Origin of the sequence: Diaminobutyricimonas aerilata (assembly GCF_002797715.1) — a bacterium.
Lineage (GTDB): Bacteria > Actinomycetota > Actinomycetes > Actinomycetales > Microbacteriaceae > Diaminobutyricimonas > Diaminobutyricimonas aerilata.
The window spans coordinates 266857-281872 of record NZ_PGFF01000001.1 but is presented as its reverse complement, the minus strand read 5'-3'; the positions used below and the strand labels follow the sequence as shown (position 1 = coordinate 281872).

13 protein-coding genes are annotated in these 15016 nt (G+C 71.0%); 1 reads left to right on the top strand and 12 read right to left on the bottom strand.

Annotated elements, in window-relative coordinates; all coding sequences use genetic code 11:
- Positions 1–27: 27 nt before the first annotated feature.
- From manD to CLV46_RS01360, 12 genes are all read right to left on the bottom strand, one after another.
- Positions 28–1257, bottom strand: coding sequence for a D-mannonate dehydratase ManD (gene manD, locus CLV46_RS01415; RefSeq protein ID WP_100363146.1), 1230 nt, complete (start codon positions 1255–1257; stop codon positions 28–30).
- Entirely contained in the window at positions 1254–2687 is a 1434-nt protein-coding gene (locus CLV46_RS01410) for a mannitol dehydrogenase family protein (RefSeq protein WP_245866419.1), read from the bottom strand. Before CLV46_RS01410 ends, manD begins: the two co-directional genes overlap by 4 nt.
- Positions 2684–4090, bottom strand: a complete 1407-nt coding sequence (gene uxaC, locus CLV46_RS01405) for a glucuronate isomerase (protein WP_100363144.1) — start codon at positions 4088–4090, stop codon at positions 2684–2686. The genes CLV46_RS01410 and uxaC overlap by 4 nt, the downstream gene beginning before the upstream one ends.
- Positions 4091–4257: 167 nt before the next feature.
- Positions 4258–5304, bottom strand: a complete 1047-nt coding sequence (locus CLV46_RS01400; protein ID WP_245866418.1) for a LacI family DNA-binding transcriptional regulator — start codon at positions 5302–5304, stop codon at positions 4258–4260.
- Positions 5305–5369: 65 nt separating this feature from the next.
- Positions 5370–6260 carry a sugar phosphate isomerase/epimerase family protein gene (locus tag CLV46_RS01395; RefSeq protein WP_100363142.1) on the bottom strand — a complete coding sequence of 297 codons (891 nt, stop codon included), beginning with the start codon at positions 6258–6260 and terminating at the stop codon, positions 5370–5372.
- A 37-nt stretch (positions 6261–6297) separates the two neighbouring features.
- Positions 6298–7383 (bottom strand): Gfo/Idh/MocA family protein, encoded by a 1086-nt coding sequence (locus tag CLV46_RS01390; RefSeq protein WP_100363141.1) that lies wholly within the window; start codon positions 7381–7383, stop codon positions 6298–6300.
- Complete coding sequence (locus CLV46_RS01385) at positions 7380–8228, bottom strand: sugar phosphate isomerase/epimerase family protein (protein ID WP_425430397.1); 849 nt, start codon at positions 8226–8228, stop codon at positions 7380–7382. The genes CLV46_RS01390 and CLV46_RS01385 overlap by 4 nt, the downstream gene beginning before the upstream one ends.
- Positions 8229–8318: 90 nt before the next feature.
- Positions 8319–9401: a Gfo/Idh/MocA family protein gene (locus tag CLV46_RS01380; protein ID WP_157802185.1), complete on the bottom strand. Its 1083-nt coding sequence runs from the start codon at positions 9399–9401 to the stop codon at positions 8319–8321.
- Between the two features lie 16 nt (positions 9402–9417).
- Positions 9418–10185 (bottom strand): sugar phosphate isomerase/epimerase family protein, encoded by a 768-nt coding sequence (locus CLV46_RS01375; RefSeq protein ID WP_157802184.1) that lies wholly within the window; start codon positions 10183–10185, stop codon positions 9418–9420.
- A gap of 11 nt (positions 10186–10196) precedes the next feature.
- A complete protein-coding gene (locus CLV46_RS01370) occupies positions 10197–11051 on the bottom strand; it encodes a carbohydrate ABC transporter permease (RefSeq protein WP_100363138.1) in 855 nt (284 codons plus the stop codon).
- Positions 11048–12013: a carbohydrate ABC transporter permease gene (locus CLV46_RS01365; RefSeq protein ID WP_100363137.1), complete on the bottom strand. Its 966-nt coding sequence runs from the start codon at positions 12011–12013 to the stop codon at positions 11048–11050. Before CLV46_RS01365 ends, CLV46_RS01370 begins: the two co-directional genes overlap by 4 nt.
- Positions 12014–12106: 93 nt before the next feature.
- Positions 12107–13378 (bottom strand): ABC transporter substrate-binding protein, encoded by a 1272-nt coding sequence (locus CLV46_RS01360; protein WP_100363136.1) that lies wholly within the window; start codon positions 13376–13378, stop codon positions 12107–12109.
- A 443-nt stretch (positions 13379–13821) separates the two neighbouring features.
- Between CLV46_RS01360 and CLV46_RS01355 the strand changes: the two genes are divergently transcribed.
- A complete protein-coding gene (locus CLV46_RS01355; RefSeq protein WP_100363135.1) occupies positions 13822–14958 on the top strand; it encodes a Gfo/Idh/MocA family protein in 1137 nt (378 codons plus the stop codon).
- Positions 14959–15016 lie beyond the last annotated feature (58 nt).

Below are 15016 nucleotides of genomic sequence, written 5' to 3'. Positions count from 1 at the left end.
GAGCGACGGGCCGTGCCGTGGGTCGACTCACCAGTCGTGCACCGTGCCGTCGGAGAGGCGGTTGTAGGGCAGGTAGGCCTGCTGGTACGGGAAGCTCGCGGCCGCCTCCTCGTTGAGCTCGACGCCGAGTCCGGGGTTGTCGCCCGGGTGCAGGAACCCGTCGGCGAACACGAGCGACTGCTCGAACACGGTGTTCGTCTTGTCGCTGTGCGCCATGTACTCCTGGATGCCGAAGTTGTGGATGGCGAGCCCCACGTGGCACTGCGCCGCGAGGCCGACGGGCGAGATGTCGGTCGGGCCGTGGAAGCCCGACTTGATCTGGTACTGCGCGGCGAAGTCCATCACCTTCTTGAGCGGGGAGATGCCGCCGAAGTGGGTGGATGCAGCACGCACGTAGTCGATGAGCTGCTCGCGGATGAGGGTCTGGAAGTCGAAGACGGTGTTGAACACCTCGCCGATCGCGAGCGGGGTGGTCGTGTGCTGGCGCACGAGCCGCAGGCCGTCCTGGTTCTCGGCCGGCGTGCAGTCCTCGAGCCAGAACAGGTCGTACGGCTCGAGCTCCTTGCCGAGTTTCGCGGCCTGGATGGGCGTGAGCCGGTGGTGCGCGTCGTGCAGCAGCGGCAGCTCCGGGCCGAACTCGTTGCGCACCGCCTCGAACACGCCGGGGAGGTGGCGCAGGTAGGCGCGGGTGTCCCAGTCCTCCTCCGCCGGCTGGGCTCCGCGGCCGGCGGGCTCGTAGTCGTAACGCTCGCCCGTCGCCTGCACCTGCGCGGCCACGCCGTAGAGCGCCGTGATGCCGGGTACCGAGGTCTGCACCCGGATGGACTTGTAGCCCTCCTCGAGGTGCTGGTTGATCGAGTCGAACAGCTCCGGCAGGTCACGTCCGGATGCGTGGCCGTAGGTGCGCAGGCCGGTGCGGGAGGCGCCGCCGAGCAACTGGTAGACGGGCATCCCGGCCGCCTTGCCCTTGATGTCCCACAACGCCATGTCGACGGCGGCGATCGCGGCCATGGTGACCGGACCGCGGCGCCAGTAGGAGCTGCGGTAGAGGAACTGCCAGGTGTCCTCGATGCGGTGCGGGTCGCGATCGATGAGCAGCTGGGTGACGTGGTCCTTCAGGTAGGAGGCGACGGCGAGCTCGCGGCCGTTGAGGGTCGCGTCGCCGAGACCGGTGATGCCCTCGTCGGTCGTGATCTTGAGCGTCACGAAGTTGCGGGTCGGGCTCGTGACGATGACGTCGGCGGCGATGATCCTCATCGGGTTCCTTCCGTTCCGGCGGCCGCGTGCAGCTCACGCGACCGCTCTTCGATCAGGGCGACGACCTCCGCATCGTCGGCCAGGGCGGTGTCGAGCAGGGCCAGCAGGCGCACCGTGCGTTCCTCCCCGGGCGCCGCGAGGGCGTCGGCGATGTCGTCGCGCCGCGCGTCGGGCAGCTGTGCCGGATCGGCGCTCCCAGCGACATGGTCCATCCACGCCGCGATGAGCCGCGCCGCGGCGGCACCGGATCGGCCGGCCTCGCGTTCGCCGCGCAGGACGGGCACGGCGCGGGCCCGCAGCTTCGCGGTCCCGTCCTCGGCGATCTGCGTCAGATGGTGGGCGATGCGGGCGTTCGCGAACCGGTCGCGCAGGTCGGCCCGGTACCGGTCGAGGTCGAGTGCCGGGTCGCGGAGGAGGCCGGCGGCCTCATCCCACAGCTCCTCCACCCAGCGGGCGCAGTCGGCATCGGCGAGCGCCTCGGCGACGGTCGCATGGCCGCGCGCGATGCCCGAGTAGGCGAGCAGCGAGTGTGCCGCATTGAGCAGCCACAGCTTGCGTCGCTCGAACGGCTCGATGTCGTCGACGAAGACGGCGCCCGCGTCCTCCCAGCTCGGCCGGCCGGCCGGGAACTCCCCGGCGAGCACCCAGCTGCGGAACGGCTCGGTCACGACCGGGGAGCGGTCGTGCAGCTGCGTCGCTTGCTGCACGAGCTCGACGTCGTCGTCGGTGGTGCGCGGCGTGATGCGATCGACCGACGTGTCCACGAACGCGATCTCCCGCTCGATCCACGCGCGCAGGTCCGGGTCGACCTCTTCCGCCATGCCGAGCACGGCGGCGCGGGTGACCTGCCCGTTCCGCGACAGGTTGTCGCAGCTCACGACGGACAGGCCGCCGACGTCCGCGTCGCGCCGGGCGGCGAGGCCCGCGACGAGGCGACCGGGCATGGTGCTCGGGGCGGGGGACGCGTCCCCCGCGAGCACGGAGCTCACCCGCGCGATGTCGTCCGAGACCTCCGGGGATCCCGTGTCGAGACGACCGTCCGCCGTCACGAGGTACGCGGGTTCCGTGATGGTGAGCGACACGATCGCCACCTCGGGTCGCGCGAGCAGCTCGCGCAGCCGTGCGACATCGGCGCCGTCGCGGGCCTCGACGAGGCTCTCGATCACCTCGAACCGGTCGCCGTCGGGACCGCGCTCGACGAGCGTGTACAACCCGTCCTGGGCGCCCAGCACGAGCGCGGCGTCGGGCCGGCGGCCCGTGAACGCGGCGATGCCCCACTCACGAGCCGGGTCAGCCCGGTCGGTGTACCAGGCGAGGTGCGCACGGTGGAAGGCACCGAGGCCGAGGTGCACGATGCGCACCGGCGCGGTGCGCGACCGGGGGTGCGACGCGGCGTCGAGGGCGACGGCCTCCGCGGTGCGGCCGGTCACAGCTTGAACACCCGACGCGGGGCGTGATCGACGAGATCGACCACGATCTCGGCGGCGCGTTCCTCGGTGATCCGGTGCTCCGCGACGAGCCGCGCGAGGAACGCGCATTCGACGCGTCGTGCCGCATCGTGCCGGGCGGGGATGGAGGCGAAGGCGCGCGTGTCGTCGATGAACCCGGATGCCCGACTGAAGCCCGCCGTCTCGGTGACGGCCGAGCGGAACCGCAGCATCGCATCCGGCGCATCGAGGAACCACCAGGGAGCGCCGATGTACACCGCCGGGTAGAAGCCGGCGAGCGGCGCGAGCTCGCGCGAGAACGTGGTCTCGTCGATCGTGAAGAGCACGAGGTGGAAGCCTTCGCGCGTGCCGAAGTCGTTGAGCAGCGGTCGGAGGGCGGCGGTGTAGTCGATGCGCACGGGGATGTCGTGCCCGGTGTCGCCCCCGAAACGGTCGAACGAGGGCCGGTGATGGTTGCGGAAGACGCCGGGGTGAACCGTCATGACGAGCCCGTCGTCGACCGACATCCGGGCCATCTCGTACATCATGTGCGCCTCGAACGCGGCCGCGTCCGCCGCGTCGGCGTCGCCGGCCCGCGCGCGGTCGAACAGTGCGGCGGCGTCCGCGGGGTCGAGCTTGAGCGTCTGCGCGGTCGCGGCGCCGTGGTCGGTCGAGACCGCTCCGTGCGCGATGAAGTACCGGCGGCGTTCCTCGAGGGCGGCGATGTAGCCCGCGTAGCCGGAGGCGCCACCGGCGGCGACGGAGATCAGTCGATCCACGCGCTCGGCCCATCCGGCGCTGTGCGCCTTGAGGTAGGCGTCCGGCCGGAACGTGGGCAGCACCCGGCCGCGGAAGGTCGGATCGGCGGCGAGAGCGCGATGGGCGGAGAGGTCGTCCAGGGGATCGTCGGTGGTCGCGAACACCTCGATGCCGAAGCGCTCGAACAGGGCGCGCGGACGGAATTCCGGGCTCCCCAGCCGGCGCTCGAGCTCGTCGTACAGGTCGTCCGCGTGCTCGGCGGTGAGCCGGGCGTCGTCGATGCCGAACACCTGCACGAGCTCGGACCTCAGCCAGTACCCCGAGGCCGTGCCGTCGAACAGCGGCCATCCCGCGCAGAACCGGCGCCACACCTCGCGAGGCGGGGCGGGCTCGCTGCCGAGGCCCAGCTCACCGAGCGGCACCCCCGCGGCGTGCAGGAGGCGGGTGACGTAGTGGTCGGGCGTCACGAGCATCGTCGCGGGGTCGGGGAAGCGCTCGTCGCGCTCGAGCACGGCCGCATCGACGTGTCCGTGCGGCGAGAGGATCGGCAGGTGCTCGACGAGCGTGAGCAGCGATTCGGCGATCGCGCGGGTCGCGGGATCCGCGGGAAGGAGACGGTGCGGATGCACCGCGATCGACGCTGACATGTGATCCATCGTGGCGGTATCGGCGCGACGTTGTCAACCGGTTGCCAAAGACGCGCGCGGAATCGTCCGCGCACGGCGTGCGGCACACCGTGAGCGCGCTCGATCGCACGGCGAACGGTGCCACCGGTCGGCACGGTCGCGTCGCGGAGGACCCGCCGCGGTGCGGTTCAGGCGGGACCGGTGGAGCCGCGCACGACGAGTTCGGTGCGCAGATGGGCCCCCGACGCGGGTCGCTCCTCACCGTCGAGCCGAGCCAGGATGCTGCGCGCCGCCGATGCCGCGGTCTCGGCGTGCGGGGCGGCGACCGTCGTGAGCGGCGGCGTCGTGAAGTCGGCGCCGAAGATGTCGTCGAATCCGATGATGCTCAACCCGTCCGGAACGCGGGTGCCCGTCGCGGTGAGTTCGAGCAGCAGACCGATCGCCTGCAGGTCGTTGTAGGTGAACAGCGCGGTCACCCCCGCGGCGAGCACGTCGCCCGCCGATTGACGTCCGCCCTCCATCATCGGCCGTGCCGCGGGGAGCATCGTCACCTCGATGTCTCGCTGCGCGCACTGCCGCGCGATCGCTTCGCCGCGGCGCCCGGAGACCCACGACCGCTCCGGACCGGGTAAGTACCCGACCCGACGGTGCCCGAGCCCGGCGAGGTGCTCGACGGCCTGCCCCACCCCGGCGTCGACGTCGGCCACGACGCTCTCGACTCCGTCGACGACGCGGTTGAGCACCACGACGGGTTTCTCGTCGGCGAGCTCCTGGATCTGCTCGGAGTCGAGACGGCTGGTGGCGAGGATGAGACCGTCGACCGAGGGCAGCAGCCGGTGCGCCGTGAGCAGCTCGGTGTCGTTGGACTCGCGGGACTCCGCGAGCACGAGGGTGTAGTTCTGGTTCGCCGCCTCCTGCTCGGCACCGCGCACGATGTCGAAGAAGACCGGGTTGGTGATGTCGCTCACGATCAACCCGATGGTGCGGGTGCGACCGGTGGGGAGCGCCCGCGCCGCCGGGTTGACCCGGTAGTTCAGCGAGCGCGCGGCCTCCTGGATCTTCTGGGCCGTGATGGCGTTGATGCGTCCGGGCTTGCTCAGCGCGCGCGACACCGTCGACGGATCGACACCGGCGAGCTGCGCGATGTCGTAGATCGTCGCCGCCTTGCGCGGGTGCGCGCGGGTGGCTCCGGCCGCCGGCGCGACGGCGTCGTCACCCGATCCTGTCGATGTCACACGACCTCCACGCTCGGTGCGGTCCGCCGGCGGCGGCACGGCCGGTTGCGGATCCGTACGCGACATTACCCCGCGCTCGCGGGCAGGGCCGAGCGGGCCCACTCGAACGAGATGCGATGCGACTCGTACTCGTCCTGCACGCTGGGGTGGTCGATCTCGATCATGTAGTCGCCGTCGTAGTCGTCGGGCATCGCGGCGACGATCGCGTCGAAGTCGAGGACACCGCGCCCCGGCTCGGCCCACAGCCGCTTGCTCTCGCCGAGCTCGCGGTAACCGCGCCCGTCGTACGACTCCGGATCGAGGAAGTCCGGGTAGACGTCCTTGATGTGGATGCCGCCGATGCGGTCGGCGTACCTGCGGATGAGCGCGACGGGATCGGCACCGGCCCACCGCAGGTGGCCGGTGTCGGGGCCGAATCCGAGCAGGTCGGGGCCGAGGGTGTCGAGCAGGCTCGTGATCTCGTACTCCGTCTCGAACACGCCGCCCACGTGCGAGTGGTGCAGGGGGCGGATGCCCTCGGCGATGAGCACCTCGCAGACGCGGCCGGCGTTCTCGATCGCCCGGTCGAGCCGCTCCTGGCTGAAGTCCGCACCCACCGCGGGCGTCTCCATCCGGGCCGGTACCGCCATCGACGAGAGCATCGTGCGGTCGAGTCCGAGCGACGCCTGCGCCGCGCCGAACCGCCGCGCCGATTCCAGCACGTCGTCCATGTCGACCGTCTCGTCGAGGGGACTGCTGAAGAGGCTGAGCGACGGCGCGAGGCCGTACCCGGCGATCCACTCGCGGTACTCGTCGGCGGTCATCCCCTCGGGGATGTCGGCCTTGACGGCGGTGAAGCCGATGCGCTGGAAGTCGGCGAACGCCCGCTCGAACACCTCGCGCGTCTTGCCGGCCTTCGCCCAGTACGGGATGGGGTTCGCGGCGATGCGCGGGGTGCGGGGGGATGCGGCGGTCATGGGGCTCCTCGGTGGTCGCGGGGTCGGTCGGTGCGGTTCAGGCGAGCCGTACGGGGGCGCCGGTGCGCGCCGACTCGTACAGACCGGTGATGATGGCGATCGCCTGTCGGTTCTCGCGGAGCCCGACGCGCACCTCCTCCTCGCCGCGCAGCGCGGCGAGGAAGTTCTCGTACTGGTAGAGGTGTGCATCCGACATCTGGCCCGCGACGCTCGACCCGGCCACGACGGGCTTGCCGTCGGCGCCGGCGAACCGGTCGGCCTGGTTCGTGTCGCCGCCCTGGCTGCCGAAGAACGCGTCCTCCGGTTGCACGTCGACCGGGGTGGAGTGGAAGTAGGTGAGCCGGTCGTTCTCGATGACGGCGGAGCCGCGGTCGCCGTGCACCTGCAGGCGCGCGACGAGGCCGGGGTAGACGGCGGTGGAGCCGTGCAGCACACCGAGGGCGCCCGACTCGAACCGCACGACGCCGACGGCGACGTCTTCGGTCTCGACGCGTTCGTGCGCGAGCACCGCGGTGTAGCCGAAGACCTCGACGGGGCGACCCATCGCCGCGACGAGCAGGTCGACGGTGTGCACGCCCTGGTTCATGAGCGCGCCGCCCCCGTCGAGGGCCCACGTGCCGCGCCAGTCGCCCGAGTCGTAGTAGCTCTGCCCGCGCCACCAGTCGATCGAGGCGATGCCCGAGGTGAGCCGGCCGAACTCGCCTCTGCGCACGGCCTCGACGACGATCTCGGTCGACGGGTCGAACCGGTGCTGCGAGATGACGGTGACGAGTTTCCCCGCGCGCTCTTGCGCGGCGAGGATCCGGTCGGCGCGTTCCACGGTGATCTCGGCGGGCTTCTCGATGATGACGTGCTTGCCGGCCTCGAGGGCTTGGATGGCGAGGTCGCCGTGCGTGCCGGTCGGCGTGCACACGACGACGACGTCGATGTCGGTTCCGGCGAGGGCGTCGCCGAGCGAGGGGAAGGCGCGCCCGCCGCGCTCCTGTGTGAGCGCCTCCGCCTTCGACAGCACGGGGTCGGCCACGGCGACGAGCTCGGCCTGCTCCTTCAGCTGGTCGAGCACGATGCCGTGCTGCTTCGAGATGATGCCGGCGCCGGCGAGGGCGAATCGGACTCTGCTCATGCGAGGTGCACTCCAATGCGGCGGGTGAGGTCGGCGAACGCCCGAGCGGCGTCGCCGAAGGCGGCGGGTCCCGAGAACCCGCCCAGTTCATGGGCGCTGGCCAGGTGGGGCTCGAGGGACGCGAATCCGGCGTAGCCGTCGGCGCGGAGCGCGGTGACGGTCTCGAGCAGTTCTCCATCGCCGTGGCCTGCCGGGACGACCTCGCCGGTGCCGGCGATCGCGTCCTTGACCTGCAGGTACTCCAGGTACGGACGCAGCAGTGCGTAGCCGTCGGTGAACGGACGCACGCCGACCTGCACGAAGTTCGCGTTGTCCCACGCGAGCCGCAGGGCCGGGGAGCCGACGCTCTCGACGAGGTCGAGCACGCGGTCCGGGGTGTCGCCGTAGATCTCCTTCTCGTTCTCGTGCAGCAGTACGACGCCCGCCGGCTCGGCCTCGGCGGCGAGTGCCGCCATGCGCTCGAGCACGGCGTCGCGCACGTCGTCGTGGGAGTGACCGGCGGCGCGGTAGAACGAGAAGATGCGGATGTAGCGGGCGCCGAGACCGTCGGCCACGCGGATGACGCGGCGCAGCCGCTCGACCTCGTGCTCCACCGGCAGCGCGACGTCGACCTTGCCGATCGGGGACGCGACCGCCGAGACGGCGATGCTGCGCGCATCCAGCACCCGTCGCAGCCGCACGGTCAGGGCGTCGGTGAAGTCGGCGACGTTGACGCCCCAGGCGCTGCGCACCTCGATGTGCCGGGCGCCGAGCGCGAGCAGCACGGCGGCCTGCATGTCGGGTTCCGGATCGATCTCGTCGCCGAACCCCGACAGGGTCCAGGTCGTCGCGGGGCTCTCGGCCACCGTTCCCCCTCATCCGGGCCGTCGTCGGCCCCTCGATCGTGTGCGGACCGCGGTCGAGCAGAGGCTCTACGGCGGGCCGGCAGAGTCACCCTAACCGGGCGATGACGACTTTGACAACCGGTTGCCAAAATCTGTTCCATCGGCGGATGCGGCACCGACGCAGTCGCGGATGCGATCGAGCACGCGCAGCACGGCGAGTGACGCGTCGCCCGCCGTCCGCACGGCGGCTCGGTCGTCGATCTCCACCCACCGGGCGAGGGCCGCCGCCTCGAACGCCATGCCTTCCCGCCCCGGCCAGCGCCTCTCGTCGAACGCGATGGTCGAGCCCGCCGGGTCCGACAGCGTGAGCGGCGCGAGGTTGTGGAATGGCGCACCGAGCACCACGCGGGCGCGGCTCCCCTGCACGATCGCCCCGCCGTCGACGGCCCGCCGCCACGTCGCCGTCACCCGGGACCGCACACCCGCCGCGTGGGTGAGCTCCGCGTCGATGTCGTCGTCCACACCCGAGGGAGCGCGGGTGCCGCGGGCCGCGACGCGCTCGATGTCGCCGGCGACGGCGTGCACGAAGGCGACCGGATACACGCCGATGTCGAGCGCCACCCCGCCCCCGAGTGCCGGGTCGAAGAGGCGGGTGCGGGCGTCGAACGGGGTCGGCATGCCGAGTGCCGCAGCCGCGGACCGCACCTCTCCGATCGCCCCGTCCGCGAGCAACCGCCGCAGCACCTGGAGGTGCGGCAGGTACAGCGTCTTCATCGCCTCGAGGGCGAGCACGCCGCGTGCCTCGGCCGCCGCACGGATCGCGACGCCCTCGACGGCGGTGCGGGCGAGCGGCTTCTCGACGAGCACGTGCCGGCCCGCGGCGATCGCCAGCAGGGCGTGGGCCGTATGCTCGCTCGTCGGTGTCGCGACGTACACGACGTCCAGACCGGGGTCCGCCACGAGCTCCTCGTAGCTCCCGTGCGCTCGCGCGACACCGTGGCGGGCGGCGAAGGCGGCGGCCCGGGCCGCATCCCGGGAACCGACGGCGACCACGCGCTGCGTCGTGTGCCGGTGCAGCGCGGTCGTGAAGTCGGCGGCGATGACGCCCGGACCGAGCACGCCCCAGCGCAGCGCCGGGGCGTCGCGCGGGTCGGGGTGCTCCGGCGTCGGCAGCGCGCGGGGGAACGGGCTCACGCGGTCGTCGCGCGGTTCAGACGAGGGTGCGCACGTGCGCGAGACCCGACGCGACCTCGCTCGGGAAGTCGTCCCAGTTGCACTCGAGCGACACGGAACCGGTGTACCCGCCCTCGTCGAGGGCGCGCAGGAACTCGGAGAGCGGCCAGTCACCCGACCCGGGAGTACGGCGCTCCGCGTCGGCGATGTGCACGTGCCCGATCCGCGCCCCCTGCTCCCGGACGACCGAGAGCGGTTCGTGCTCGAGCATGATGTGGAAGAGGTCCGCGACGATCGGCACCCCGTCGATGCCGTGCTCGTCGAGGAACGCGGCGCACTCGGCGATCGAGTTGATGAGGTTCGTCTCCCCGCGGTGCAGCGGCTCGAGCACGATGCGCAGGTCGTGGCGCGCCGCGATGTCCCTCGCCTGCCGAACGACGTCGGCGAAACGCGTCTCGGCCTCCGCACGGTCGACACCCTCCGGGATCGTGCGGGCGGCCCCGCTGCCGAACACGATCTTCGCTCCGGGGGCCGCGTGGGCGGCGACGACCGGCAGCACCGCCTCGAGGTAGGCGGTCACCTCGTCGGCGGAGAACGACGGATCGGCGAGCCGGAGGTCGCCCGGGAAGAGGATCGCGAACGACGGGCATCCCGTCGGCGTCTCCCTGTCGGGGTTCGGGCCCCAGACCCCGTCCGTGGAGCGGGCCACGAGGTTGTTCACGATCGTGGGCTCGACATAGTCGGCCCCCGCGGCCTGGGCCGCCTCGATCCGGTCGCTGCTGACGATGACGCCGATGCTGCGCACGTCGTTCCTTCCTACTTGATGCTGCCGGAGATGAGGTCGAGCCGCCAGAAGCGCTGCAGCAGCAGCACGAAGGCGACCACGGGGATCACGGCGACGGCGGAGCCGGCGATCGCGATGGAGTAGAGGATGGGCTCGCTGCCACCCCGGTTGAGCATGAGGTACATCGCCACCGTGATCGGGGCGAGGTCGGCATCCGACTGCATGATGTACGGCAGCAGGAAGTTGTTCCACACCCCGATGAACTGCAGCAGGAAGATCGTCACGAGACCCGGCAGCAGCAGCGGCAGCCCGATCGACGAGAACGTGCGGAACTCCGACGACCCGTCCACCCGGCCGGCTTCGAGCAGCTCGACCGGCACGCTCGCCTTGGCGTAGACGAAGGCGAGGTAGATGCCGAACGGGGTGATCGACACGGGGATGAGCACCGCCCAGTAGGTGTTGGTGAGCCCCCACTGGGCGAAGAGCATGTACTGCGGGATCGCGAGGGTGATCGTCGGCAGCAGCACACCCGCCAGCAGGCCGATCATGATGGCCTTCTTGCCCGGGAAGTCGTACAGCGCGAGCGCGTACCCGGCGGCGGCGGAGACGATCGTCGAGAGGGTCGCCCCCACGATCGAGTAGAGGAAGCTGTTGCCGAGCCACACGGCGAACGCGCCGCCCTGGTATTGGAACAGGTCGACGATGTTGTCGAAGAAGCCGGACCCGAATGAGAACGCGGGTGTGGTGAAGAGCTCGCCCGTCGTCTTGGTCGACGAGAACAACACCCACACGATCGGCAGCAGGAAGTACACGACCGCGCCGAGCAGCACGATCGTCGCGATGACGTTGCGCGGCTGTCGTGCGCGCGCCGGGAATGCTCGGCTCATGAGTTGGCCTTCCGGGAGGTGAACGTGCGCAGACCGAGCACGAGCAGCGAGAGCAGCACGGTCGCCAGGGCGAGCAGGATCGACGCGGCGGCCGCGGAGTTCAGGTCGTCGTGCGCGAAGGCGTCTCGGTACACCCGCATGAGCGGGAAGAACGTCGAGTGGATGGCGGTGGTGAGGCTCGAGAGCATCTGCGGCTCGCTGTAGATCTGCAGGGCGCCGATGATCGAGAACAGCGCCGTGAGCACGGTGGCCGGCAGCACGTGCGGCAGCTTCACGTGCCGCGCGATCGCCCACTCGTTGCAGCCGTCGAGCCGGGCCGCGTCGATCCGCTCCGCGGGCAGGGACTGCAGCGCGGTGTAGATGATGATCGCGTTGAATCCGATGCCGCCCCACAGCACGACGTTGATGATGGCGGTGTAGATCTGGTCGCCGCGCAGCAGGGGCGGCAGCTCGAGGCCGATCGACCCGGCCAGTTGGTAGACGGGGCTGATCTCGGGCACGTAGAGGAAGCCCCACATGAGCGCCGCGATCACGCTCGGTACTCCGTAGGGCAGGAAGATCGCGGTGCGGCTGAAGGCCCGCGCGCCGACGCGCGGCAGGTCGAGCAACAGGGCGAGCACGATCGAGGTCAGCATCATGAGCGGAACCATGATCACCGCGAAGATCGCGAGCCGTTGCAGGCTGGCCCAGAACGTCGGATCGGCGAGCACGGAGACGTAGTTCCCGAGGCCGACGAACGCGTCCTCCTTCGGGGCGTACGCGCCGCCGCTCCCCGCCTCGCGGGAGAACATGCTGAGCCCGATCGAGTACACGATGGGGATCACGAACGCGACGGCGAAGAGTGCGAGCGCGGGCGCGATGAGCGCGTAGGCGAAGACGTGGTGCGAACGCCGGATGGTGTTCGCCTTGCGGCGCGGAGCGGAATCCGTCGTCGCGCGGCGGGGGGCCGTTGTCGTGGTCACAATCCCTCTTCGGATTTCTCGAACCCTCTTCGGATTTCATGGGGCCCGCGCCGCCCGGCGATCACCGGGCGGCGCGGAGCCGGGGTCAGGGGATCAGCCGAGGTCGTCGCCGACGATCTTGTCGACCGTGGGCAGCACGTCCTCCCAGGGCGCCGTTCCCTCGATGGCGTTGCCGAGCTCATCCGTGATGGCCGTGAAGGCGACCTGCGTGTTCGGTCCCCACTGCACGCTCACGAGGTGCGATGCCGCCTCTGACGCCGTCGGCCAGTACTCGGTGTCGTCGGGCATGAGCGCCGGCGGGGTGCGGTCGATCTCCTGGCCGTGCAGCGCCGCCGTGAACTTGTTGACCTCGACGAGGCCCTCGGCGCCTTCGTCGGACGCGTTCAGCCAGGTGAGGAACTCGACGGCCTGCTCGTAGTGGTCGGTGCCCTCGAGGATCACGTCGGCCGACCCGCCCCGCGCGAAGACGCGCGGCTCATCCGTGTCCCACTGCGGGATCTGGGCTCCGGCCCAGAGCCCCACGGTGTCGGGGTACTGGTTGAGCAGCGGACCGGGCGCCCACGCTCCGGCGATCGTCGCGAAGACCCGGCCGGAGGCGACGGCCTCGATGTACTCGGGGCTGTTCGTCTGGTAGGTGCTCACGAGGTCGTCTTCGACGAGCCCCTTCCAGAAGTCGAGCACCTCCTGCGTGGCGTCGTCGTCGATGTTCACCTGCCAGGCGTCGTCCTCGTACGACCACCACTCGGCCCCGGCCTGCAGGGCGAGGCCCATGAAGAGGTCGGCGTCGAGGGAGCTGAAGTTGAGCAGGTACTTGTCGCCGCCCTCGAGCGTGCGCACCTTCTCGGCGAGCGAGCGGAACTCGTCCCACGTGGTGGGCACCTCGAGTCCGTTGGCGGCGAAGAGGTCCTTGCGGTGCATGAGCAGCGCCGGGCCGAGGTCCTGCGGGATGCCGTAGAGGGTGCCGTCGAACGAGACGGATTCGATGACCTCTTCGGAGAACTTGTCGACGATGTCGTCCCGGTTCGCCTCGAGGTCGTGCAGCACGCCCGCGGACACGTAGGTGGGCATCTGGGTGAACTCGGCCTGGGCCATGTCGGGCCCTTGTCCGGCGCGGACGGCGCTGAGCACCTGCACGGGCATGTCGTTGCCCGCGGCCGGGGCCGAGATCTCGACCTGGATGTCGGGGTTCTCGGCGTTCCAGACCTCGACCCGCTTGTCGATGTTCGATCCCCACGCCCAGAACTCGAGCGTGACGGGACCGTCGTCTTCCTTCGTCTCCTCCGCGCCGCCTCCGCTCGAGCACGCGCTCAGCGCGATCGCGAGCACTCCGGCGACCGCGAGGGCCGTTCGTGACCTTCTTGCCATGTCATCCTCCTTGATGGTGTGGGTGCCGGTGGTGGCCCGGGGCTACCGCAGAGCCGGCGTGCCGGTCGTTCGCCGGATCCGCCCGGCGCGGATGCGCGGACGATGGTGGGGATCCGGCGGGAAGCACCGTCCGCAGCGACTCGGCGGTGCGGGAGGGCCGCCGGCAGGCGCCATCGACCGCGGATCGCGGGGTGGCGCTGACGTTCGGGACAACTCACGACCTCTTCGTCATGGAACGGTTCATACGGCGCGGATCGGATCGACCGGCCGCGATGCGTCGTCATTGTGGCACGCGGAAAACGATCGAGGCAAGCGATTGCCAAAACGGGGTTTCGCTCAACAATGCTGAACTGGCAATCGCTTGCCAGAGCAGGGGGACGGCCCTAGTCTGGTGCCCATCCGAGTGCCGGGCGACGGGCCCGCACCCGAGGGAGCGAGGTCACATGAGCGCGACGGAGCGCATCGCCGCGGCGATCATCGGCTGCGGCGTGATCGGGGTCACGCATGCGCGCGCCATCCGCGCCCTGCCGGGCATCGCCACGGTCGCCCTCGTCGACGGACGACGTGACGCCGCCGAGGCCCTCGCCCAGCAGATCGTCGACTCGGGTGCCGAGCGGCCGCGCGTCTTCGGCGACCTCGGCGAATTGATCGCGAGCGGGCTCCATTGCGACCTCGTGGTCGTCGCCACACCGAGCGGACTGCACGTCGAGCTGGGCGTCGCGGCACTCGAGGCCGGCATGCACGTCGTCATCGAGAAGCCGATCGATGTCGACGTGGCGCGCGCCCGCAAGCTGGGGGCTGCGGCGGCCCGCGCTCCGCACCTCGTGTGCACGGTCATCAGCCAGCACCGCTACGACGCCGGCAACCGCTTCCTCGCGCGCACCATCGCCGACGGACGCCTCGGCCGGGTCACCTCGGCCATCGCGAGCGTGCCGTGGTGGCGGTCGCAGGAGTACTACGACTCCGGCTCGTGGCGCGGCACCTGGCGCCTCGACGGCGGCGGAGCGCTCATGAACCAAGGGGTGCACACCGTCGACGTGCTGCTCTGGATGCTCGGCCGACCCGTGACCGTGTCGGCGGACATCGCGCTGCTCGCGCACGAGGGCGTCGAGGTGGAGGACACCGCGACCGCGTCGATCCGGTTCGACAGCGGCGCCCTCGCCGTGCTCCACGCGACCACCGCCGCGTATCCGGGACTCGGCACCCGCCTGCAGGTGATGGGCACCGACGGCACCGCGATCGTCGAGGACGACGACCTCGCCTACCTGCACACCGCATCCGGCGAGACCGCCGGTCGCGACCGTGCGGACCACTCGGCGGCGGCCGGGATCCCCGAGATCGAGCTGCCGGAGCTGCTCACGGAGACTGACGACTTCACCCGCGGCCACATCCGCCAGTACCTCGACGTGCTCGAGGCCCTCGCGACCGGACGGCCGCCGCGCGTGACCGTGGACGACGCCCTGCTGGCGCTCGCGACCGTGCGGGCCGTCTACGTGTCCGCCGTCACCGCCACCCGGGTGAGCATCGACGACGTGCTCGCCGGCCGTCACGACGACGTCACCGCCGCCCTCCCCGACTGACCCTTCGACAGGCTCAGGGACCGCCCTTCAACAGGCTCAGGGACCGCCCTTCGACAGG